Below are 23142 nucleotides of genomic sequence, written 5' to 3'. Positions count from 1 at the left end.
CCCTCTAGCCGTGGAACCTGAGTACGGTGGTGAACCCCCGCACGCCGTCGGCGAAGCCGGTGCCGACCAGCGTGGTGGTGGGTTCCTTGCGTCCGAAGCCGGCGGAGTACCAGCCCAGCGGCGGATCGGTCTCGCCGCGGTGTGCCCGCCAGGTCAGCTGCCCGGGCAGGTCGAGTACGGCGGAGCGGTCCTCGCCGTCCCGGGTCCAGGTGAGCCGTGCCCGGTGGTCCACCAGGTCCGCGGCGATCGTCGGGCCGAGGTGGAACGCCAGGCGTACGGCACGGCGCGGGCCGCGCACCTCGTCGACCACCCTCAGCTCCTGGCTCGCGGCCGTCAGCTCCACCCGGCGGCGGTGCACGGAGCCCTGGTAGCCGTCGTGCTCGGCACACCAGCGGGCCACGCCGTCGCCGGATGGGTCGGCGACCAGGACGCGGCTCTCGGCATGCCGGGTCCACAGGAACGGGCCGCCGGAGACGGACTGGTCATCGCCGTCGAGTTGGAGGGTGTTGTGGCCGAGGGTCGACCGGAAGTACTGCCGCCACTCGGGCTGCCCGTGGTAGCAGTACGTCCCCGGGTCGGCGAGTACGTCGACTCCGTCGTGCCGGACCTCCACGGACAGGGCGTCCGCGTGGGCGTGCGCGGCGATGGACAGGAAGCCGTGCGGACCACCGTCGCAGCGGCACCAGATCTCCTGCGGACCGCGCAGGATGGTGAGCCCCGCGTCGGCGAAGTGGCCCGGTCGGCTCCGAGGGCGGGCCACGGACGGTTCAGTGGGTTTGATGAACGCGGCCAGCAGCGGGGTGCGCACATCGGTTCCGGTCACCGCCGGCCACCAGGCGAGGCGGCCGAACGCGGCGTCCCCGGTGGCCAGCAGCGAGCCCCAGCGGTCGGTGCCCGCGCCGTCCACGACCAGGCCGTACCCGTCGTCGGCGTCCCCCTGGCGCGGTGGCCGCAGCCGGCCGTCCACGATGGCCGCGAGCGCGTCGGTCATCCGCAGCAGCACCAGGCGGACCGTCGCGGGGACCGGCACGCCGGCGGCGTCCGCCTCGGCCACCGCGGCGAGACCCAGCTCCAGCACCAGTCCGTGATACTCGGTGGCCAGTTCGCGGTTGAGGCCGGAGCCGAAGGTGTTGCCGCGCAGATGCCGCTCCAGCGACCGCAGCGCGTCGGTGCGCCAGCGCGCCGAGGTGGGGAACCAACCGAACGCGCAGGCCGCGGCGAACTGCCCGGCGGCCTCGGCGATGACGTGGTTGTTCGCCGAAGACCCCCGGCTCGGGAAGGCGGCCAGCCAGCGCTGGTGGTGCCAGATCTGGTTCAGCGCCACCGGGTTGTCCTCGAACAGCCCGGCCGCGCCCGGCCAGCCGTCGAGGAGCCGGCGGATCCACACCCAGGACAGCAGCCGGATCCCCAGCTCGATGCCGCTGGTCCAGTGCACTCCGCGCAGCGGCGCGTTGGCCGCCCACCACGACCGCAGGTGTTCGGCCACGCGCTCGGCGTACCGCTCGTCCCCGGTGATCGCGTAGGCGGCGGCGAGCTGGGTGAGGTACTGGTGCCGGGACGGCTCCCAGATCTGCTTGATGTCCCCGACCGCGTCCTCGTCGCGGTACGGCACGTCGAAGGCGTAGCCCGACGGGGCCCGGCGCCCGGTCTTGGGGTCGTACCACCAGTCCGGGTCGGCCAGGTCGTCGCGGTCCACCCCGAAGTACTCGGCGTGCCCGGACATCAGCCGGTCCGCCTCGGCGATGAGGCGTTTCGCGGCGTCCGGTGGCACCGCGGCGATCGCCCCCGCGGGCAGTGCGGCGGTGAACCGGGCGCCGGTCACGCTCGGGCAGTCCGGCGGCGCCGACCGCCACCGCCGCCTGCGCACCGCGTCGCCCACCCGGCCGCCGACCTCCCGCGGTCCCATCCGGGACAGCCGCCGCAGGTACCAGCCCGCGCTCATGGTCACAGGGCCCTCGCCAACGCCACCGGCGCACCGCCGGCCAGGCCGGCCCGTACGGCGAGGGTGGCCGCCGTGGTGGCGGCCAGCGACTGCAGCGGCACCGGCATCGGCCCGCCGGTCCGCACGGCCTTGATGAACGCGGCCAGCTCGGCGTTCTGGCCCTTGTCGCGGGCCTTGGGCAGCCGCGAACTGACCCACCGGCCGCGGCGGCCGTCGTACACGGTGGCGCGGACGAAGTCATCCAGCCGCAGCACCTTGCCGTCCGCGATCAGGTCCAGCGTCTCTTTCGGGAAGCCGGGCGCGCCGGTGGTGACGTAAGCGATGGTGGCGGTGGAGCCGTCCGGGTAGCGCAGCACGACCTGCAGGTCCTCGTTGCCGGACGTGGCGACCGCGTACACCGAGACCGGGTCGGCCCCGAGCAGCCAGCTCGCGGTGTCGATGAAGTGTCCGCCCTCGCCGGCGAACCGCGATCCCTCGGTGCCCTGCTGGAGGTACCAGCTGCCGTGGTCGAGGGGACCTGCGTTGACCAGGTAGCGGAGGCTCGCCGGTCCGGTGCGGGAGCCGAACCGCTTTCCGGCCTCCTGCAGCAGCGGCGCGAACCGGCGGTTGAATCCCACTTGCAGCCGGTCGTTGCCGGACTCCTCCACCGCCGCGAGGACGCCGGCCAGCTCGTCCTCGGTGAGGGCCAGGGGCTTCTCCACGAACACCGCCTTGCCGGCCCGCAGCGCCCTCATGGTCAGTTCGGCGTGGGAGCTGTGGCGGGTGACGACGAACACCGCGTCGATGGACGGGTCGCCGAGCACGGCGTCGAGATCGGTGGTCGCCTCGGCGAAGCCGAACTTGCGCTTGGCGTTGGCCGCGGACAGCGCCGTGGTGGTGACGACGGTGGACAGTTCGACGCCGTCGCGCCGTTCGAGGTGCGGCAGCAGCATCGACGTCGCGTAGTTGCCCGCGCCGACGAATGCCAGCCGCACCGACGCGTTGGCGAGCCGGGCCGGGGTGGACGCTTTGCCGCCGCGTCGCACCGCGGGCACGGCCACCGCCGGGGTCCCCGTTTCCACGGCTCGGCCGGGGTGGCCGGGGTACCGGAACAGCACGGCCACGGCCTTCAGGTCGCCGTCCTTCAGGCGCTGGTACGTCTCGACGGCGTCATCGAAGTCGGCTATGTGGGAGACCAGGGGCTCCACGTCGACGCTGCCACGGGCGAGGAGATCGAGGAAGCACGCCAGGTTGCGGCGCTCGGTCCAGCGCACGTAGCCGATCGGGTAGTCCCGCCCCTCCAGCTCGTACTCCGGGTCGTAGCGCCCGGGGCCGTAACTGCGGGAGAACCGGACGTCCAGCTCCTTCTCGTAGTACGCGTTCCACGGCAGGTCCAGGCGGCACTTGCCGATGTCGACGACGCGGCCGCGGTCCCGGCTCAGTCTGGCGGCCAGCTCGACGGGCTGGTTGCTGCCGCCGCCGGCGGCCAGATACACCTGGTCCACGCCCAGCCCGCCGGTGAGTTCGGCGACGGCGGTTTCCACGGCCGCGGAGGCGGGATCGCCGCAGGCCGCCGCGCCCAGGCGCTCGGCGAGCTCGCAGCGCACCGGGTCGGGGTCGGCGCCGACGACGCGGACTCCGGAGGCGGCCAGCAGCTGCACCACCAGCTGCCCGATCAGCCCGAGGCCGATGACCAGCGCCACCTCGCCGAGCTGTGGCTCACCGCGGCGGACACCCTGCAACGCGATCGACCCGACGGTGCCGAAGGCCGCGTGCCGTGGCTCGAGGCCGTCCGGCAGCCGGGCGTAGAGGTTCTTCGGCACCCAGTTCAGCTCGGCGTGCAACGCGTGCTCGTTGCCGGCGCAGGCCACGAGGTCGCCGACCTTCACCTCGTCGATCCCGGCGCCCACCTGCTCGACCACCCCGCACAGCGAGTAGCCGAGCGGCGTGTAGGAGTCCAGCTTTCCCATCACCTTGCGATAGGTGGCGGGCAGCCCGTTGGTGGCCACGCTCTGCACGACCTTGGCGACCTGGTCCGGCCGGGAGCGGGCCTTGCCCACCATCGACATGCCGGCCTCGGACACCTTCATCAGCTCGGTCCCGGTGGATATCAGCGAGTAGGCGCTGCGGACCAGCACACCACCCGGCTTGCACCCCGGCACCGGCACGTCGAGCAGGGCCAGCTCGCCGCTCTTGTAGTTCTGCACAACCTGCTTCACCCGAACTCCTCTGATTCCTAAGCCGTCAACCGAGTGCTCTGGCCGGACCCAGAGGTCGCGTCGCGATACCAGTACTCGAGGGTCAGCACATGCCACAGATGCTTGGAGAAGTCCCGCTGTCCGGAGGCGTCCTCGGCGACCATCCGCGCCAGCGCGTCGCGGCGCAGGAGCCCGGAGCGGACGAGCACGCCGTCGTTGACCACCTCGCGCACCAGCGGTGCCAGGTCCCGGCTCATCCAGGCCCGCAACGGGGCGCTGAACAGGCCCTTGGGCCGGTACACGATCTCCCGGGGCAGGATGGAGGTGGCCGCCTCCTTGAGGACGGCCTTCCCCTGCCGTCCGACGATCTTGCGGTCACCGGGCACGGCGAACGCCGCCTTGACCACCTCGACGTCCACGTACGGCACCCGCACCTCGGTCGACGCGGCCATGCTGGAGCGGTCCGTGTACGTGAGGTTCAGGCCCGGCAGGAACATCCGGGCGTCGCCCAGGCACATGCGGTTGACGAAGTCGTCGAGGTCGTTGTCCTGGTAGACATCGGCGTGCTCGGTCAGCACGTCCTGAACCGTCCCGGCCAGGTCCGGGTCGACCAGGGCGAGCAGTTCGTCCTGGTCGTACATGGTGTAGCTGCGGCGGAACGCGGTCTCCTCCGGCAGATCGGCGAAGGAGAGGAACCGCTTCGCGAAGCGCACCGACCGGTAGCCCCGGCGGCTCGTCGCGACCGGCAGCCGGTCCACGGCCCTGGACACCCCGCGCCGCAGGGGCCGCGGCACGCGCTGGTAGCGCAGCGCGATCAGGTTGGCCAGGTGCTTGCGGTAACCGGCGAACAGCTCGTCGGCACCCATCCCCGAGAGCATCACCTTGACCCCGGCCTCCCGGGCGGCCGAGCAGATCAGGAACGTGTTGATCGCGGCGGGGTCGCCGATCGGCTCGTCCAGGTGGTACGTCATCCGCGGCAGCAGGTCGAGCACGTTCGGGGCGATCTCGATCTCGTGCAGGTCGACGCCGAACCGCTCGGCCACTCGCCGGGCGTAGCGCAGGTCGTCCGGCATCGCCTCGAACCTGGCGTCCTCGGCGCGGAACCCGATCGTGTAAGCGGAGATGCCGGGTTGGTGGCGGGCCGCCAGCGCGGTCAGGTAGCTGGAGTCGAGGCCGCCGGAGAGGAAGGTCGCCACGGGCACGTCGGAGAGCAGGTGGCGCCGGGTCGACTCCTCGACGATGGCGGCGAGGTCCGGCTGCTCGCCGCTACGGGCCCGCTCCCGGCCCTCGGCGGCGATGTCCTTCAGGTGCCAGAACCGGCCGCGCTCCACCCGGCCGTCGGGCCGGCACCTCAGCCAGCTCCCCGGCGGCAGCTTCTCCGCTTCGCGGAACGCGCAGCGCGAGTCCGGCACCCAGTAGTACAGCAGGGAGGCCACCAGCGCCGCATGGTCCACCTCCAGCGGCGCGCCGGTCGCGGTGGCGAGCGCCTTGAGTTCGGAGGCGAACACCAGGCCCTCGCCACGCCGGAGCAGGAACAGCGGCTTGATGCCCAACTGGTCGCGGGCCAGCACCAGTTCGCCGGTCCGCTCGTCGAAGATGCCGAACGCGAACATGCCGCGCAGCCGGGGCAGGCAGTCCGTGCCCCAGCGCCGCCACGCCTCCAGCAGCACCTCGGTGTCGGAGGTGCCGCGGAAGCGCACCCCGGTGGCCGCCAGTTCGGCACGCAGCTCGGGCGCGTTGTACAGCTCGCCGTTGTACGTCAGGACGAGCCCGCCGGAGACCATCGGCTGGGCGCCGGTCCCGGACAGGTCGATGATGGCCAGCCGGCGGTGCCCGAGGTGCACTTCGCCGTCACCGGCGGGGTGGCTGTAGCGTCCCGTCCCGTCCGGGCCGCGGTGGGCGAGGGTATCGGTGAGCCGGTCGGTCACGACCTTCCCGTCCGGCCATCGGTAGGTTCCTGCGATGCCACACATGTCCTACCGTGCCTCCTGGTCGCTGTCCGGGACGCGTGCGGCCCACATCGGCGGCCGCTCCGTCCGTAGTTGGCCCGTCCCGTGCCGCAGGGCCGGCCGTTCGCCCTGGCCCCGCAGGGCGATGTGCAGCCCGTCCCACAGCGTGCCGTCGGTCCGGTCATGCGGATCGGGGTCGATCAGCACCACGCCGATCACCTGGATGCGCTGGTCGGCGAGCTGCCGCGCCACGGTGTGCAGCCATGCGGCGCTGCCGTGCCCGGCACGTACGACGAGCACGGTCCGGGTACCGAGGTACTGGAGGTCGGTCCACGCCGTGCCGGGCGCCACCGAGCCGACGCCGATCCGGCGCTCCTGGTGCGACACGGCCGTGGCCTGCTCGCCGCTGACCACGGTGGGGTCTCCTGGTTTCGGGCGGCGGCCTGTGAGCTGCGGGCCGGGCAGACCATCGATGACGGCCACCGGCCCGTCCGCCTCCAGTGCCCTGGCGAGGTCCAGGGCGATCTCGCTCGTGCCGCGCGCACAGCCCAGTTCCAGCAGCGACACCGGCTCCGCGGAGCCGCGCACGGTGCGGGCCAGGGACGCGGTGAGCCGTGTCCGTGCCGCCCGGGTCCGTCGGCGCCGCCACAGCATGCCCGGCCGGCGGGGCAGCTCCGCGATGACCGAGGCGCCCAGGTTCGCCGCGATCTCCCGGCGCAGCACGGGGCGGTCCGCCACCACCGTGCCGACCGCGGCCACCGCGAGTCCGAGGACGAGCCCGAGGACGAGCCCGATCGCGGCGTTGGTGGCAGCGGTTTTGGGCAGGGAGTGCGGCACCGCGCGCGGGGCGTCCACGATCTGTGTGCCGGCGATGACCCGGGGCGTGCCGGTGCGGGCCTCCGCGGCGCGTTGGTCGAAGTCGGCGATCCGCGAGTTGAGTTCGGCCCGGCGGGCGAAGAGCGACTCGATGCCCGCCGACGCTTGCGGGTCGCTGCCCGGCGATCGGCCTCCGATCGCCTTGTTGACCTCGGCGAGTTCGCGCCGCACGCGGTCACGCTGGTCCAGCAGGGCCTTGGACTCGGCTTTCGCGGCCTCCCGCATCCGCCGCACATGGTCCGCGACGAACGCGTCGGCCAGTGCCTTGGCCCGGGCCATCGCTTCCGCGTCGGTGTCACCTGTCACATCGATCTGCAGCAGGTTGTTGGTCAAGCCGGTGCCCCGGTACTCCTGCAAGAAGTCTTCCGGTTTTTCCGGGGACTTGAGGGACTTCAGGGCCTGGCCCGCGATCCGCGTGGTCCCCAGCAGCGCGACGTCGGTGCGGATCAGCGTTCCGGTGTCGTTCGGCTGGTCCTCCTGATGCGCGACCAGCACTTTGGTCACCGCGGCCGGCGGCGGTGGCAGCAGGACCGCCATCGCCGCGCCGGCCAGCAGCCCCAGCACGGCCATGGAGCACCAGAGCCGGCGGCGCCTGCGCACCGCCACCACCAGCGCCTGCAGGTCGAACAGCGGAGTGGCCGCCGACCACTCCGGCGTCGTGCTCGCCGTCACACGGCACCTCCCGTCGCGTGGCCGGGAACGGCGAGCGCCGGAGTGGCGTCATCGGTCGGGGTGCCGGCAGACCGCTTCGGACGGGCCCGGACCGTGCCGGCGACGACGATGCCGACGATCTCGTGCTTGCCGTCCGCACACGCCTCGGCGATGCCGGCCAGCTCCGCCGCGGTCCAGCTGCCCGCGCTGAGCACGACCAGGGCGCCGGACTCGGTGCCGCGGTCCGGCACCAGCGGCTGGGACACCGAAACCGCCACCACCCGCAGCATGGGGTATCCCCTGGTCGAAGCGGACGGGGAGGGATCGCCCTCGGACACGGCGACGAGCTGTTCGGCGGCCCGGTGGGCGATCTCGTCGCCTTCGGGTACGACCACCAGCAGCCGCCGTGGGGCCGTCAGCCGGTCCCGGAGGCGGGCGAACACCCGCCGGTAGCGGATGTGTCTGCTGGCCTCGTCGCCGGACGCCTGCGGCGCCGGTAGGTCCCACCGGGTGTCGACGCCGAGCAGCCGGCGGATCCGGGCCCGCACGCCGCCGCCTCCCGGCCGGTGCGCGCGCCGTTCACCAGGCACGTCGACAGGTACGTCGACGGTACCGAGCAGCGCCGAGCCCAGCGCCGCGGCGATCTCCGGTTCGGTGCGCAGCCGGCGGCTCATCCGTGCGGCGGTGAGATGGCCGATGACCGCGAGCAGGAAGAACAGCAGCGCTCCGGCGACGGTGAGCTGCGTCCTCGTCGGCGGTGCCGCGCCGTCCGGCCGGGCCGCCGGTCCCATGACGACCATGGTGGACTTGTTGCTCACCGGGTCGGCCTCGTCCAGCTTTTTCATGGCCTCCTGCAGCGCGATGCGCAGCTTCTCCAGCTCGGTGCGGCCCTGCACGCTCTCCACGGTCCGCCCCGGATCGGCCGCGTCGGCCAGCTCGGTGATGCGGCGGCTGGTCCGCACCACCATCTTGCGCAAGTCCTCGGGCCGGGCCGACGCTTCGGTGTCGGGGTCGTCGCCTGCGAGCCGTGCGGCGAAGGTGACGAACTGCTGGGCCACTTGGTCGGAGAGACGCTGCGCGCGCTCCGGTGTGTCGGCCGTACCCGAGAGCTTGATGATGTTCCCGTCGGTGGCCTCGGCGCTCACCCGGTCCCGCAGCTCGCTGCCGCTGACCCCGGCCCAGCCGAGCGTGGCGGCCACGCGGTCGACCACCACCGAACTGGTCGCGATCTCCGCCTGGGTCAGCAGTTCGCGCTCCTCCCACGCCCCCGGCAGCAGTACCGATGCCGACGTCGTGTAGCGCGGTGGGAACAGCAAGGAGGTGCCGTAGCCGACGAGCGCCCCCACCACGGCGAGGACGGTGAGCAGCCGCCAGCGCCGACGGATCATCCGCCCGATCGTGACCAGGCGTATCGTGTCATCGCTCAACGGCGCGGCCTCTTCCCTGACCGGCCCGGGTTCCCCGCCGACGCGTAGGCGGCGAGCAGCGATGCTTGCGAGTTCCGCCAGGAGAGCGGCCCGCTGATCCGCTCCTGGCCGGTCTTGCCCATCCGGGCCCGCTTCTCCGGATCGTCGAGGAGCAGCGCGATGAGCTTCGCGAACTCGGCCTCGTCGTTGGCGGGCGCGTAGACGGCGGCGTCACCGGCGGAGACCCGCGCCTCCTTCAGGTCGAACGAGACGATCGGCCGGCCCATCGCCATGTACTCCAGGACCTTGTTCATGGTCGACACGTCGTTGAGCGGGTTGCGCGGGTCCGGGGAAAGGCACACGTCCGCGGTGGACAGGTAGCGCACCAGGTCGGCGTCCGGAATGCGCCCGGTGAACTGCACCTGCTCGGTGAGCCCGAGCCGCCGGGACAGCTCCACCATCGCGTCGAAGGCGTCGCCGGAGCCGACGAACACCGCGTGCCAGTCGGTCCGCCCGAGTTCGTCGCGCAGCTTGGCGAGGGACCGCAATGCGTAGTCGACGCCGTCCTGCGGGCCCATGACGCCGAGGTAGCACAGCAGATGTGGCTTGCCGCGCTTCAACTCCGGTTCTTCCGGCACCGGTTGGAACCGGTCGACGGCGGGCGCGCTGCGCACCACGAAGACGTCCTCCGGCCGCTTGCCACCCCGGCGCAGCGCGACGTCCCGGTAGCTCTCGTTCGTGGCGAGCACGACGTCCGCGGCGCGGTAGGTCCGCCGCTCCAGCGCGCACACGGCGCGGTAGAGCAGGTCCTCGCCGCGGCCGAACCGGGAGAGGTACAGCTCGGGCACCAGGTCGTGCTGGTCGAAGACGAACCGCGCGCCACGCCGCTTCAGCCACAGTGCGGGCAGGAACAGCAGGTCGGGCGGGTTGCACGCGTGGACCACGTCGACGAGGCCGACCTTGCGGATCAGCCGGACCGTGTGCCACAGCGCCGATCCGTACTCCCCCAGGTAGCCGACCGGTCCTCCGGTGGCCGCGCGCAACGGGTAGCGGTGGATCCGCACCCCGTCGATCACGGCCTCCGGCTCCGTGTCCCGTTTGCTCCCCCGGGGGCAGATGACGTGCACCGTCCAGCCCGCGTCGCGCAGTGTCGTGCACTCCTGCCACACCCGCCGGTCGAACGGCACCGACAGGTTCTCCACCAGGATCAGCGCACGCCGGCCCGACCCGTCACCACTGCTTGCGTTACCAGGCAAGGCCCACGTACCCCGGTTCGGTCCGGCGCGCCTCGGCGTCGGGAAGGCGGATGAGGTCGACGATCAACGGGCCGTCGCCGCCGTGGGGCAGCGCCGACAGTACGGCCGGGTCCCTGGTCCCGACCAGGCACACCTCGGCGTGCTCGAGGACCTCGCCGACGGAATCCGCGAGCAGCTGCGCGAGGTGCGGCAGCCGGTTCTCGATGTACTCGCGGTTCGCGCCGAGCAGCCGGGAGAGGCTCACGTTGGCGTCGTGGATCCGCAGGTCGTACCCCTTGCCGAAGAGCCTCTCCGCCAGCTCGACGAGCGGGCTCTCGCGGAGGTCGTCGGTGCCGGGTTTGAAGGACAGCCCGAACAGGCCCACCCGGCGCTTGCCGGTGCGCTCGACCAGCTCCACCGCGCGCTGCAGATGGTCGGAGTTGGAGGGAAGCACGTGGGCGAGGATGGGCACCGAGACGTCGGCCCGCTGCGCCGCGTACACCAGGCTGCGCAGGTCCTTGGGCAGGCACGAGCCACCGAAGGCGAAGCCGGGCCGCAGGTAGGCGGGGCTGATGTTCAGCTTGCGGTCGGCCAGGAACACGTCCATCACCTGGTGCGAGTCCACCCCGAGCGCCTGGCACACCGCGCCCAGCTCGTTGGCGAAGCCGATCTTGAGGCCGTGGAACGCGTTGTCCGCGTATTTGATGGCCTCGGCCGTCGGGACCGGCACCCGGAACACCTCGCCGGGCAAGCCGTCGTACAGCGCCGCCACCACATCGCCGCTCGCCGGATCGAGCTCGCCGATGACGGTCTTGGGCGGATCGAAGAAGTCCCGCACGCTCGTGCCCTCGCGCAGGAACTCCGGATTGACCGCGACCCCGATGTCCACCCCGGCGGTGCCGCCGATGTACTTCTCCAGGATCGGCACCAGCAGGTTCAGGCAGGTGCCCGGCAGCATGGTGCTGCGGAACACGACGGTGTGCCGCCCGCCGCGCTCGGCGAGCGCCGCGCCGATCTGCTCGGTGACCCGCTCCAAGTACGTGGTGCACAGGCTGCCGTTGGGCTCCGACGGCGTGCCCACGCAGACCAGCGACACCTCGCTGCCCGTGACCGCCTCGCGGACGTCGGCGGTGGCGCGCAACGCCCCGGTCCGCACGACCTCGGCGATCAGCTCGCCGATCCGCTCCTCGACCACCGGGGCCTTGCCGTCGTTGACCAGGTCGACCTTCACCTGGTTCACGTCCACCCCGATGACCTCGTGGCCCATGCCGGCCAGGCACGCGGCCGACACGCAGCCCACGTAGCCGAGCCCGAAAACGCTGACTCTCATGACCGTTCCCCCCTCAGGCACGCCCTTCCGGCCTGCCTTCCGTACGCCGACCGGACGACGCCCCCGCCCATCAGTAGGCCCCCTGCCCCTGGAGCACCGCCCGCAGCGTCTTCCACAAGATGACTGTGTCCAGGGCGAGCGACCAGTCCTCCACGTACCGCAGGTCCAGCCGGACCGCCTCCTCCCACGGCAGGTCGCTGCGTCCGCTGATCTGCCACAGGCCGGTGAGCCCGGGCTTGACCAGCAGCCGCCGCCGGATGTCCGGGCCGTACGCGGCGGACTCCTCCGGCAGCGGAGGCCGCGGACCGACGAGCGACATCGATCCGGTGAGCACGTTGAAAAGCTGCGGCAGCTCGTCGATCGAGTACCGGCGCAGCACCGCTCCCACCCGGGTCACCCGCGGATCCCGGCGGAGCTTGAACAGCAGGCCGGCGCCCTCGTTGCGGTGGGCCAGCGCGGCTCGTGCCCGGTCGGCCCCGGCGACCATGGTGCGGAACTTGAGAATGGTGAACTCGCGGCCGTCCTTGCCGACCCTGCGCTGGCGGTAGAACACGCCACCCCGGCTGTCCACCAGCACGAGCAGCCCGACGAACACCATCAGCGGCGCGAACAGCACCAGCAGGATCGCCGCGCCCATCCGGTCGACGACCCCTTTGACCGCCCGGCGGCCCCCGGTGAAGGTCGGCATGCTGACCCTCAGCAGCGGAATCCCGAGCACCGCGTCGATGTGCAGCCGCGGGCCCGCCACCTCCATCAGCACGGGGGCCACGACCATCTCGGCGTCGCTGCCTTCGAGGTTCCAGGCCAGCCGCTGCAGCCGGTCCGGTGACCAGTGCGGGTCCGGTGTGACCGCGACGACACGGTAGCCGTCGCGGCGGACGTGGCCCGCGACGTCCGCCAGCCGGCCGACGACCGGCACTCCGTCCAGTTGGTCACCGTCGAGGCCGCCGTCCGTCGTGCACACCGCCTCCACCCGCCAGCCGAGGTGCGGGAACTTGCGGGTTCGGGTGATCAGATCGCGTACGGTTTCCAGGCTTCCGGCAGCGAGCACCGGTCGCAGGCAGCGTCCTTCCTTCCGCTGTTTGTGCAGCCAGAGGCGCAGCAGATACCGCGCGGTCATGGTGATCAGCGCGATCGCGGGGATCGCGACGAATATCCAGAGCTTGATGTTGCGCGAGGTGAGGGCGATCCCGCCGAGCGCCAGCACGACGGTCGCCGCGAACAGTGAGCGTCCGAGCCGGCGGAATTCCTCGGCGCCCTGGCCGAGCACGGCCGGAGCCCACGACCGGGTCACCGCAAAGGCCCCCAGCACCAGCAGCTCGGTGCCGAACGCGAGAATTCCCCATTTCTCATGCCAGTTGGCCGCGTCCCGGGCCCCGAAGAAGTTGCCGATCGCCGCCACCACGCAGGCCGTGGCCACCGTATCGCTGGTGATCACGGTACGGCGGTACCGCTGCTCCCAATCGGTCGCGGGCTGACTGATTGCCCCGTCCGCCAAACGCCCGCGCGCCGGCGAAAACGGGTTGACTAATCCCCCTTGCCGCACAGAACCCCCCAGGTCCCCAGTGGTTCGACGTATTCGCCTAGCACTGTTCCTCCCCCTCGGGAGGCCCCCCGGCCCCCCGTACTGTTCCTCCCCCTCAGGAGGCCCCCCGCCCCCCGCGCCGCGCTGTTCCTCCCCGTGGGAGGCCCCCGCCTCCCGCGCATGCCGTGCCGGCTGTCTCAGACCTACGTGAACAACTCACCCTGGCGGCAGCGGACTCGCCTGTCCGGCCAGACTCTCGAGGTACGCGGGAGCCCGTCGCGTCCTCGGGCGCTCCCCGCGCCCAAGGCCCCCCTCGGCTCCAAGAATCGATCACCCCCACGTCCGGCGCCGACGAGGCGACTGCTGGCTACTCGTAGAGCCGGACCCATAGATCATTATTTGTCGCCTGGTGTCCAAACATGTGAAGCACGGGCCAATCTAGACCATCGAGGCCCCGCTGAAGAGGGGATGTGTGGAATTTGTGCCCAAACCTTGAAGCAGGATCCACCGATCGGCGACCGTCCGCGGGGGCCCTGGTGACGAAGACATGCTTTCTGACCTGCGGTGACGGGAGTTCTCCGGGCCGTCTGCACCGGCACCCCGGAGACGTCCCGGCACTGCCAACTGGGCCGCGTTCAGGGCCTGTCCGGTGGCGCCGCACACCGAGTGGGCGTGCCGGTTGCCGTCCCCACCGTCCGCGCCGACCTTGTCCTGGCCACCGGCGTGGCCACCGGCGTGGGTGGCCTTCATGCCCCCGCCGCCATGTCGATCCTCACGACCTCGTATCCGGAGGGGCCACAACGCGACAAGGCCCTGCTGGTCTTCGCCGGCGTCGGCGCACGGGAAGGTCAGCGGCGGCGTTCCTGGATGAGCTCGTTCTCTGCGATCTGACTTCGAACAACATCCCGACGGCGTCACTCACCTGGGCATTCGACGGACAGGCGGACGGCCCCCGCACAACCCCTTCCCCTCCCCTGTCCAGTCCCCGACCGGAAGGTACTTGCCCTACAGTGATGGCCCATGCCGGTGCCTGGACCGCCGACCGGCGAAGCCCGGACGGGGCGATCAAGGGGCATGCGCGCGAGCGGGATCGAGCATGATCGCGCTTGGCCAGGCTTACATAGAAGGCGGTCAAATGACAGAAGGGCCCGAGGAGTTGCGGGAGCCGTCGGATTCCACGACCGTCGTGGTGATCGGTGCGGGTCCGGCCGGTTTGACCGTCGCCAGCCTTCTGCGGCGCAGCGGTATCGACTGCGTGATCCTGGAACGACTGACCCGCGGGCGCGTGGCTCAGCGCCAGCGGGCCGGCATTGTGGAAACCCGCGCCGTCCGGATGTTCGACTCCTGGGGGCTGGCCGAGCAAGTCCTCGGTGGCGCCCCGTCCGATGGCCTCATGGAGTTCCGGGTGGATGGTGAGAGCCACCTGGTGTCCGACGACGACGGCTCCGAAGGCCCCCGCGCCCGTCTGTACCCGCAGCAGGTGCTGGTCCAGAAGCTCACCGCCACATACCTCGCCGATGGCGGCGACCTGCGTTTCGAGGCCGCCGACATCTCCCTGCACGACCTGGCCGGCGACCGCCCGACCGTCCGCTACCGCACCGCCGACGGCACTCTCCGTACCATCACGTGTGCCTTCGTCGCCGGTTGCGACGGTGACCATGGCATCAGCCGCGCCACCATCCCCGACGGTGTTCTCACCGCCCACGCCTTCGATCACGGCATCGGCTGGCTCACCGTCCTCGCCGACGCCCCGCCGCCGGCCCGCCCCCTCCTCGCCGTCAGTCCGCACGGCTTCGCCGCCCACTTCGCCCGCGGCCCGCACACCAGCCGCTACTACCTTCAGTGCCCGCCCGAGGCCCGTCCCGGCGCCTGGCCCGACAACCGTGTCTGGGAGGCCCTGCGCACCCGGCTCGCCGACCCCGCCCTCGTCCCCGGCCCGATCACCGACCGCGAGGTCTTCCGGCTCCGCAGCGTCGTCCACGAGCCCATGCAGTACGGCCGCCTCTTCCTCGTCGGCGACGCCGCCCACATCGTCTCCCCCCTGGGAGGCAAGGGCATGAACCTCGCCCTCCACGACGCCGACCTCTTCGCCCGCGCCGTCCGTGACTCCGTCCACGGCCACGACGACACAGGCCTGCACGCCTACTCACGCCGCTGCCTCCGCCGCGTCTGGAACGACCAGGAGTTCTCCCACTGGCTGACCCGAACCCTCCACGACGCCGGTGACGACACCCACTCCGGCCCCTTCCAGCGAGGCCTGGCCCGCGCCAGACTCGACCGCCTCTTCACCTCCCGCAACGCCGCCCGCACCTTCGCGGAGCTCATGACAGGGCTGGACTTCGTCCCGGACGTCGAGGCCCACGACGGCCCGGGGCCCGTGGCGCGCGGCAGTGCGCCGGCCGGCGATTGATGACCGAGCGTTCGCCTTCCGCGGGCTGGTAGCCGTGCTTCCGGCATCGCCGCCGAGGTGATCAGTCAGTCGTCGAGGATCCGCTCCCACAACAGCCCGTCCCGCCAGCTCCCGTCGAGAAAGATCGAGGAGTGCGCGACACCGTACGGGCTGAATCCGTTGCGGCGCAGGACCCGCTGCGACGGCACATTCTCCAGATGGGTGGACGCCTCGGCGCGGTGCAACCGGAGTTCGTCCGTCATCACCCGGAGTACAAGGCCGACGGCGCGCCCGGCGTGCCCTTGGTTCTGGGCCACGCCGGCGATCCAGTATCCGACGGAGCCGCGGCGCAGGTGCGGCTGCGGCAGGATGCCTCCGACGGTGACCTGCCCGATCACCTGGTCGTCGGCGAGCACCACGCCCGGCCAGACGGCGCCGGCCCGGTATCCGGCCAGCAGGTTGTCGATCCGTTCCGCCTGGCCCTCCGGGGTGAAGAAGCCGGCCGGCTGCGCCGGTTCCCACGGCCGGAAAGCCTCGACGTCCCGCACCCGGTGCGCGGCGATCGGCGCAGCGTCGGTGGGCTCGATCAGGCGGATCCTGGTGCTGCCGCGCATGGGCTGATCCTCGTCGCAGTGCGTCGGATGAGACGGCCACCCTATGCCAGCGGTGCCCGCGCCGGGCGGTTGCCGCTGGTCAGGGGTAGGACGCAGACTGTGGCCACAGCCGTACCGGAGGGTGGAGCCCGTGACCACGTCGATCACCGAGATCGAGACCCATGGTGTCGAACGCATACCGGACGAGGACCGGTCGGCCCGCCCGATCGATCTCTTCCGGCTGGCTTTCGGAGGCGCCAACACCTTCGCGACGTGCGTACTCGGCGCGTTTCCCGTCCTGTTGGGCCTGTCCTTCCTGCAAGGTCTCGCGGCGACCGTCTTCGGCCTGGTCGCGGGGGCGCTGCTGCTCGCCCCCATGGCGCTGTTCGGCCCGGCGAACGGCACGAACAACGCGGTCTCGTCCTCGGCACACCTGGGGGTGCACGGCCGGATCGTCGGCTCGTTCCTCTCGCTGCTCACCGCGATCGCGTTCTTCTCGATCTCGGTGTGGTCATCGGGTGACGCGCTCATCGGCGGGGCCCACCGGCTCGTCGGCGTACCGGAGTCGGAGGTTTCGTACGGCGTCGCCTACGCGGTGTTCGCGGTCCTCGTCCTCATCGTCTGCGTCTACGGCTTCCGCTTCATGCTGCTGGTCAACAAGGTTGCCGTGACGGCCGCTTCGGCGCTCTTCGTGCTGGGCGCCGTCGCCTTCGGCGGCGATTTCGACCCCGGCTACGCGGGCACCTTCGCCTCGACCGCCGACCCGCTGTTCTGGCCCTCGTTCATCGGCGCCGCACTGATCGTGCTGTCCAACCCGGTCTCCTTCGGCGCCTTCCTCGGTGACTGGTCCCGCTACATCCCGGCCGCGACACCGCGCCGCCGGGTGATGGGCGCCGCGTTCCTCGCCCAGCTCGCCACCCTGCTGCCGTTCGTCTTCGGCCTGGCCACCGCCTCGGTCATCGCCACGAAGGCCGCCCGGTACGTCGACCCGGCCGCCCCCAACTACGTGGGCGGGCTGCTGGCGATCTCACCCGGCTGGTACTTCCTGCCGCTGTGCCTGATCGCGCTGATCGGCGGTCTGTCGACCGGCACCACGGCGCTCTACGGCACCGGCCTCGACTTCTCCAGCGTCTTTCCGCGCTTCAGCCGGGTCAGGGCGACCTTCCTCATCGGGGCCCTGTCGATCGTGTTCCTCTTCCTCGGCCGGTTCGTCCTGAACCTCACCCAGTCCATCTCCACCTTCGCGACGCTGATCGTCACCTGTACCGCGCCCTGGATGATCGTGATGGTCCTCGGCTATGTCACCCGCCGTGGCTGGTACGACGCGGAGGCGCTGCAGGTCTTCAACCGCCGTCAGCGCGGCGGCCGTTACTGGTTCACCCACGGCTGGAACTGGCGCGGGATGTCCGCCTGGCTGGTGTCCGCCGTCGTGGCGCTGCTCTTCGTGAACCTGCCGGGCCAGTTCGTCGGCCCGTTGGGCGATCTCGCGAACGGCGCCGACATCTCCCTGCCGGTCGGCCTCGCCCTCGCGGCCGTTGCCTACCTCGGCCTGCTGACCGCGTTTCCCGAACCGCGCGCCGTGTACGGGCCGGACGGCCCCCGCCTCGTGCGGGCCTGCGCCGCCGGCACCCCGCCCATCACCGATTCCCCGGGCAGCGCCGACGGCCACTCCGCCACCGCCACCGCGCCCGAGCACACCTGAGGGGCCAGGCCGCTCAGGCTGAGGGGCCCGCGCCCAGCGGCAGATGGTGCTGGCCGGGTACCAGCTCGTCTCCTTGTCGCCCTGGCCCACCCCAGGTATGACACGAACAGTGGCTCTGGGGGGTGATGTGGGGTGAGCGCCGCGCTTCCTAACCTGCCGACTCTCACGGACAGGGGGGGCACACGTGCTCAAGCACAAGCGTGCGCTGGGTGGCGCACTCACACTGGCTTCAGCGGTCGTTGTCGCGAGGGGTGCGCTGACGGGGACGACGGGCCGCCGCGGAAGGCCGCCGCCACGTTCACCACCGCTCGATCCACCACCGCCGAATCCACCAACGCCGCCGGCCACGCCCGACTGCGCGAGCTCCTGCACCGGCTGACGGACGTCGACGGCGGACCCGGGGCGCTGGTCGAGGTGCGGGACCGGCGCGGCAGCACCGTGCTGACCAGCGGTGTCGCGAACGTGAAGAGCCACGCGCCAGTGCGCCGTGACAGCAGGTTCCGGATCGGCAGCATGACCAAACCCTTCGTGGCGAGGGTCATGCTCCAGCTGGTCGCGGAGCACCGCGTCGCCCTCGACGCGCCGGTGGAGCGCTACCTGCCCGGCGTCGTTCGCGGACACGGCAACGAGGGCGGATGATCACCGTCCGCCAGCTGCTCCAGCACACCAGCGGCGTGCCCGACATCCTCGACTACCTCAGCCCGCGGCGGGTCCTCGAGGCCCCGCCGACCCACTACGACACACGCGACCTCGTGAACGCGAGACGTACGTGCCGGGTGACGCCCCGGCGATCCCCGGACCGCACCCGCGCGGGTACGCGCGGCCGGGCGTACGGCCTCGGCCTGGAGAGCAGGCCACTGCCCTGCGGCGGCCGCTACTGGGGGCGCAGCGGAGACATCCTCGGGTACGAGACGGTGGGCGGTGCCACGGACGACGGCAGGCAGGCGACGGTCATGGTGAACGTCGGCCCGGGCGGTTCGGATGGGCAGAGCGATGGCATGAAGGCCACCGTCGAGGCGGCACTCTGCGAGAACCGGCCCTGGGTCTCCCCGTAGCGCGCCCACCGGCGGCGCCAACGCGCCCAGCTCGGCCAAGCCGGCCAAGCCGCCCTATGGACCTGGCCACAGAGCGTCATGCGCGCCGCACCCCACCTGAATGGCCGCCGGGCCCGGACCGGGCCCGGCAAGACGGCTGCGCTACGCGCGTTGCCGAACCCTTACGCGTCCGACAACGAAGGAAAGAACGTTCATGACCACAACCCTGGCGCCCCCGGTCCGCATCGGGAAGGCCGCCGTCGGGGCACTCGGCATGCTGGCAGCCGCCACCGGGGCCCTGGAGTCGGTGGTGACCCCGACGCTCCCGCTGTTGCAACGGGAATTGTCCATGAGTCCTGCCCAAGGGGCACTGCTCAGCATCACGATGCTCATCACCGGTGCCCTCGTCACGCCCGTCGCGGGCAGCCTCGGTGACCGCTACGGCGGGAAATGGGTCATGCTCCGGCTGATGGCGGTGGTCTCGGCCGGTGGACTGGTGTCCTCGCTGGCACCGAACCTGCCGGTGCTGCTGCTCGGTCAGGTACTGGAGGGCGCGATGGTGGGCGCGATGCCACTTTCGTTCATCCTGGTACGCAAGCACCTCTCCACGGGAGAGTCCCAGGTGGCCATCGGGGTGGTCAGCGGGTTGTTCGTGGGCGGCGGCATGCTGGGGACGCTGATGGCCGGGCCCATCGCGGAAGGGCTGTCCCGGCACTGGATGTTCGCCATCCCGACGATCGCGATCGTCGTGGCGACCCTGCTGGTCCACCGGCTGATGCCGAACGATCCGCCCGCCCGGCCGGACGCCAGGATCGACTGGCCCGGCCTGGTTCTCCTGAGCGGCGTTCTGCTGACGCTCATGCTCGGCCTCTCGATGGCGCCCGAGTTCGGCAGCCGGCCACTCGCGCTCGGCGCCCTCGTCGTGCTCCTGGCCCTCCTCGTGGCCGGATGGACCTTCGTTGAACGCCGGTCACCCTCGCCGATGGTCGATCTGAACCTGGTGGCGAAGCCTGCGATGTGGACCTCCTATGCGGTCACATTCGCCGTCTGCGTGGGCACCTCGGTGTCGATGTATCTCGTTCCGCAGCTGTTCGCGGTGTCCGCCGACGGATACGGCTTCGGGGCCGGTTCCACCGACATCGGGCGGTACCTGTTGCCCGGCGCCGTCGCGGGGGCCATCAGCGGGCCGCTCGGCGGGGCCGCGGCGCGGCGTTTCGGCTCCAGCGCCGTGGTCACTGCCGGAGTCGGCGTCATGACGGCCACGTTGGTCGCCCTGGCGTTCGTGCACACCGAGATCTGGCACCTCATCGTCGGCAAGGCGCTGATCGCCCTGGCCAGCGGTGTCTGCATCACGGCAATGGTCGTCAAGACCGCCACCTCTGTCGATCACGGCAACACCGGCACCGCCACCAGCCTGGTCCTGGTGACTCGCGTGATCGGCTTCGCCGCAGGCGCACAGGTCAGCGGCGCCTTCCTCACCGCCGGGACCCACCCCGGGATGGAAGACCCGGCCGAATCGGCCTTCGTCACCGGCTTCGCCATCGCCGGCGCCGTCACGGCGCTGCCCCTGCTTGCCGTCCGCACCATGAGCAAAGGAGTCAAGGCATGACCCTCACCTATCCGTTGACGGACATCCGCACCACGCCGAAGGGCAAGGTCCTGATTTCGGGGGCCGGCATCGCGGGTACCGCCCTCGCGTTCTGGCTGAACCGCTACGGATACGCGGTCACGATGGTGGAGAAGGCGCGGGCACTGCGAAGCGGCGGATACCCCATCGACGTGCGCGGCACCGCGCTGGAGGTCGTCCGGCGGATGGGGATCTTGCCACCATTACAGGACGCACACGTCGACTTGCGTCGGCTCACCTTCCTCGACGGGGACGGCAGCAAGGTGGCCTCGGTCAACCCGCATACCGTCGTCGGCAGTGTCGCGGGACAGGACCTCGAGGTGCGGCGCGGGGATCTGACCGACGCTCTCCACACGGCTGTCCGTGACGACGTGGAGTTCGTGTTCAACGACTCCATCGCCACCCTCGACCAGTCCGGCCACGGGGTCGACGTCACCTTCCGCGGGGGCGGCAGACGTACGTTCGACATGGTGTTCGGCGCGGACGGTCTGCACTCGCGCACCCGGGAGTTCCTGTTCGGCCCCGAAGAGCAGTTCCACCGGTATCTCGGGTACTGCTTCGCCGTGTTCACCCTGCCCAACACCTTCGGCCTCTCCCACGAGACCATGATGTGGAACACCCCGGGCAGAGCCGCGGCTCTCTATGCCGTAGAGGACGACGACGAAGTGCACGCCTTCTTGAACTTCGCCCACCCGGAACCGTCACTCGGCGCGTTCCGCGACCCAGAAGCCCAGCGGAACCTCATTGCCACTACTTTCGCCGGCGCGGGATGGGAAGTCCCCGGCATGATCGCCGCCATGCGCGAAGCGGATGATCTGTTCACCGACATGGTCAGCCAGATCCGCATGCCTCGCTGGTCCAGCGGCAGGGTCGCCCTGGTGGGCGACGCCGCCTACGCACCCTCGTTCCTCACCGGACAGGGCACCAGCCTCGCGCTCGTCGGTGCGTACATGCTGGCCGGTTCCCTGGCCGGCCGTGACGCCGCCACGGGCTTCGCCGCCTACGAACACGACACCCGTGAGTTCGTGACCCTGAACCAGGGGCAGATCGGCGTGGGCGACGCCACCCTTTTCCCCACCACCGCTCGGGCCCTGGAGCAGCGCAACGACATGCTGCGCAATCTCAGCACCATGCCCTCCGGGGAGGGACGACCGGCCCACTCGGCCCTCGCCCTGCCCGAATTGATGCCCATGTGATAACCCCAGGCAGGCGCGCGTTGATGATGAGCGTCACCGGCGGGAGACCGGCACGCGACGCCGGCCTCCCCGGCCGCGGTCCTCGCGGACGGCGGCTATCGGGGCACCAGCGGCTGGAGCCGCCCGCAAGATCGTGACCGCGGTCATCCCCGCGTCGAGCGGGCAGCCCGGACGCTCAGGCGAGACTCCGCTACGTGCTGGTCGTCACGAACGGTGGTTCACCGTCCGGCTATCGTGGCTCCGCATGACCCACACCGAGATCGAGATCACCGCGGAACTGGTCCGGCATCTGCTACGCGACCAGCACCCCGACCTGGCCGATCACCCTGTGCGGCTCGGTGCGCGGGGCTGGGACAACCAGCTGTGGCGGCTCGGCGACGACCTCGCCGTCCGGCTGCCCTGGGCAACGCTGTCCGCGGACGCGCTGCTGCGAAAGGAGCACGCGTGGCTTCCCGCCCTGGCCCCGCACCTTCCTCTGCCGGTCCCCGTACCACAGCGCCTCGGCGAACCCTCCGAACGGTTTCCGCGGCCCTGGATCGTCACCACCTGGGTGCCCGGAACGCCCGCCGACCGCGCCCCCGCCACGCGCGCCGCGGAGGCTGCCGACACCTTGGCCGCGTTTCTCACCGCTCTTCACCGACCTGCCCCTACCGGGGCGCCGACCGGCCGTGACCGTGGAGGGCCGCTGACCGACCAGGCGGAAGCGTTCGAACAGGCCGTGGCCTCGGCCACCGAGTCGCGGCTGATCCCTGACCCGGACGCTGTCCGCGCCGTCTGGGAAGATGCCGTCGCCGCGCCCGACTGGGCGGGGCCGGCGCTGTGGCTGCACGGCGATCTGCATCCGGCCAACATCCTCACCGCGGACGGCACCTTCTGCGGCGTGATTGACTTCGGCGATCTCTTCGCGGGCGATCCGGCCTGCGATCTCGCTGCCGCCTGGATGCTGCTGCCGGACGGCGCCGTCGACCGCTTCTACGATGCCTATCAACCGGCCGCCGACGCAGCGACCCGACGCCGCGCCCGCGGCTGGGCTGTGCTGAAAGCCCTCGCCTGCATCTTCATCGGCGAGGCAGGCGTCCACGGCCGTCCGGGCGGCAAGCGCACCTGGGGCCCACCTGCCCAGGCCGCGCTGCGACGCCTCACCACGACGATCCACCCCTCCAGCCCCCCAGCACCAAAGCGGTGACCTGAGGCGCACACCATTCGCTGCCAGAGGGCACCTGTAACCCGTGCCAATCGAACCCTGAGCGGTCAGAGTCCGGTTGCAACGTACGCGCTCAAGGGGCAGTGGCACAGGACGCCCTGCTGGGGTCATCGCGATGCCAAGCCGCCAGGGCGTGAGGAGACCGTGGCAGGCCCCGAGGGAGCAACAATGCCGACTGGTGCGCAGCGATGAGCCGAGCGCACGGCTTGATGAGCGAGTTCGGGGTGCAGGCCTGGGCCGCTGTACTACCCCGACGCGGTGACGCTGGTGCCGGGCGTCCGCCTGCTGATCCTCTTCTCGAAGCGC

Annotated in this window: 17 protein-coding genes; 8 read left to right on the top strand and 9 right to left on the bottom strand. The window is 71.3% G+C overall.

Translation table 11 applies throughout. The features are described 5' to 3' along the window. Positions 1-4: 4 nt before the first annotated feature. The 8 genes from ABZ562_RS24880 to ABZ562_RS24845 form a co-directional block, all read right to left on the bottom strand. Positions 5-1948 (bottom strand): alginate lyase family protein, encoded by a 1944-nt coding sequence (locus ABZ562_RS24880; protein WP_361483658.1) that lies wholly within the window; start codon positions 1946-1948, stop codon positions 5-7. Beyond that, positions 1945-4140 carry a bi-domain-containing oxidoreductase gene (locus tag ABZ562_RS24875; protein ID WP_361483656.1) on the bottom strand — a complete coding sequence of 732 codons (2196 nt, stop codon included), beginning with the start codon at positions 4138-4140 and terminating at the stop codon, positions 1945-1947. Before ABZ562_RS24875 ends, ABZ562_RS24880 begins: the two co-directional genes overlap by 4 nt. Positions 4141-4157: 17 nt before the next feature. Further along, on the bottom strand, positions 4158-6092 hold the full coding sequence (gene asnB / locus ABZ562_RS24870; protein ID WP_361483654.1) for an asparagine synthase (glutamine-hydrolyzing): 1935 nt from the start codon (positions 6090-6092) through the stop codon (positions 4158-4160). A gap of 3 nt (positions 6093-6095) precedes the next feature. Beyond that, positions 6096-7616, bottom strand: coding sequence for a Wzz/FepE/Etk N-terminal domain-containing protein (locus tag ABZ562_RS24865; protein ID WP_361483652.1), 1521 nt, complete (start codon positions 7614-7616; stop codon positions 6096-6098). Continuing rightward, positions 7613-9022, bottom strand: a complete 1410-nt coding sequence (locus ABZ562_RS24860; protein WP_361483650.1) for a Wzz/FepE/Etk N-terminal domain-containing protein — start codon at positions 9020-9022, stop codon at positions 7613-7615. The genes ABZ562_RS24865 and ABZ562_RS24860 overlap by 4 nt, the downstream gene beginning before the upstream one ends. After that, positions 9019-10257 (bottom strand): glycosyltransferase family 4 protein, encoded by a 1239-nt coding sequence (locus ABZ562_RS24855; protein WP_361483648.1) that lies wholly within the window; start codon positions 10255-10257, stop codon positions 9019-9021. The genes ABZ562_RS24860 and ABZ562_RS24855 overlap by 4 nt, the downstream gene beginning before the upstream one ends. Next, positions 10247-11566: a nucleotide sugar dehydrogenase gene (locus ABZ562_RS24850; protein WP_361483646.1), complete on the bottom strand. Its 1320-nt coding sequence runs from the start codon at positions 11564-11566 to the stop codon at positions 10247-10249. Before ABZ562_RS24850 ends, ABZ562_RS24855 begins: the two co-directional genes overlap by 11 nt. A 70-nt stretch (positions 11567-11636) precedes the next feature. Further along, positions 11637-13112: a sugar transferase gene (locus ABZ562_RS24845; protein ID WP_361483644.1), complete on the bottom strand. Its 1476-nt coding sequence runs from the start codon at positions 13110-13112 to the stop codon at positions 11637-11639. 651 nt (positions 13113-13763) lie between these two features. On the opposite strand from ABZ562_RS24845, the gene ABZ562_RS24840 reads away from it, so the two are divergent. Together ABZ562_RS24840 and ABZ562_RS24835 are read left to right on the top strand one after the other, a co-directional pair. Then, on the top strand, positions 13764-13982 hold the full coding sequence (locus tag ABZ562_RS24840; protein ID WP_361483642.1) for a hypothetical protein: 219 nt from the start codon (positions 13764-13766) through the stop codon (positions 13980-13982). A gap of 244 nt (positions 13983-14226) precedes the next feature. Further along, entirely contained in the window at positions 14227-15501 is a 1275-nt protein-coding gene (locus tag ABZ562_RS24835; RefSeq protein ID WP_361483640.1) for a 4-hydroxybenzoate 3-monooxygenase, read from the top strand. A 65-nt stretch (positions 15502-15566) separates the two neighbouring features. On the opposite strand, the gene ABZ562_RS24830 is transcribed toward ABZ562_RS24835, so the two are convergent. Further along, positions 15567-16094, bottom strand: coding sequence for a GNAT family protein (locus tag ABZ562_RS24830; protein WP_361483638.1), 528 nt, complete (start codon positions 16092-16094; stop codon positions 15567-15569). 130 nt (positions 16095-16224) lie between these two features. Between ABZ562_RS24830 and ABZ562_RS24825 the strand changes: the two genes are divergently transcribed. From ABZ562_RS24825 to ABZ562_RS24800, 6 genes are all read left to right on the top strand, one after another. Next, the gene (locus ABZ562_RS24825) at positions 16225-17775 is read left to right on the top strand and encodes a cytosine permease (RefSeq protein ID WP_361483636.1); all 1551 of its coding nucleotides are present in this window, start codon (positions 16225-16227) and stop codon (positions 17773-17775) included. 132 nt (positions 17776-17907) lie between these two features. Further along, positions 17908-18414, top strand: a complete 507-nt coding sequence (locus ABZ562_RS24820) for a serine hydrolase domain-containing protein (RefSeq protein WP_361483634.1) — start codon at positions 17908-17910, stop codon at positions 18412-18414. After that, entirely contained in the window at positions 18411-18830 is a 420-nt protein-coding gene (locus tag ABZ562_RS24815) for a hypothetical protein (protein WP_361483632.1), read from the top strand. The genes ABZ562_RS24820 and ABZ562_RS24815 overlap by 4 nt, the downstream gene beginning before the upstream one ends. A gap of 193 nt (positions 18831-19023) precedes the next feature. Beyond that, a complete protein-coding gene (locus ABZ562_RS24810; RefSeq protein WP_361483723.1) occupies positions 19024-20418 on the top strand; it encodes an MFS transporter in 1395 nt (464 codons plus the stop codon). Beyond that, the gene (locus ABZ562_RS24805) at positions 20415-21632 is read left to right on the top strand and encodes an FAD-dependent monooxygenase (RefSeq protein WP_361483630.1); all 1218 of its coding nucleotides are present in this window, start codon (positions 20415-20417) and stop codon (positions 21630-21632) included. The genes ABZ562_RS24810 and ABZ562_RS24805 overlap by 4 nt, the downstream gene beginning before the upstream one ends. Before the next feature lie 244 nt (positions 21633-21876). Then, complete coding sequence (locus ABZ562_RS24800) at positions 21877-22818, top strand: aminoglycoside phosphotransferase family protein (protein ID WP_361483628.1); 942 nt, start codon at positions 21877-21879, stop codon at positions 22816-22818. The last annotated feature ends 324 nt before the right edge of the window (positions 22819-23142 follow it).

It is taken from the genome of Streptomyces sp. NPDC019937, from assembly GCF_040631655.1.
GTDB lineage: Bacteria > Actinomycetota > Actinomycetes > Streptomycetales > Streptomycetaceae > Streptomyces.
This window is presented reverse-complemented; position numbering and strand designations above follow the sequence as displayed.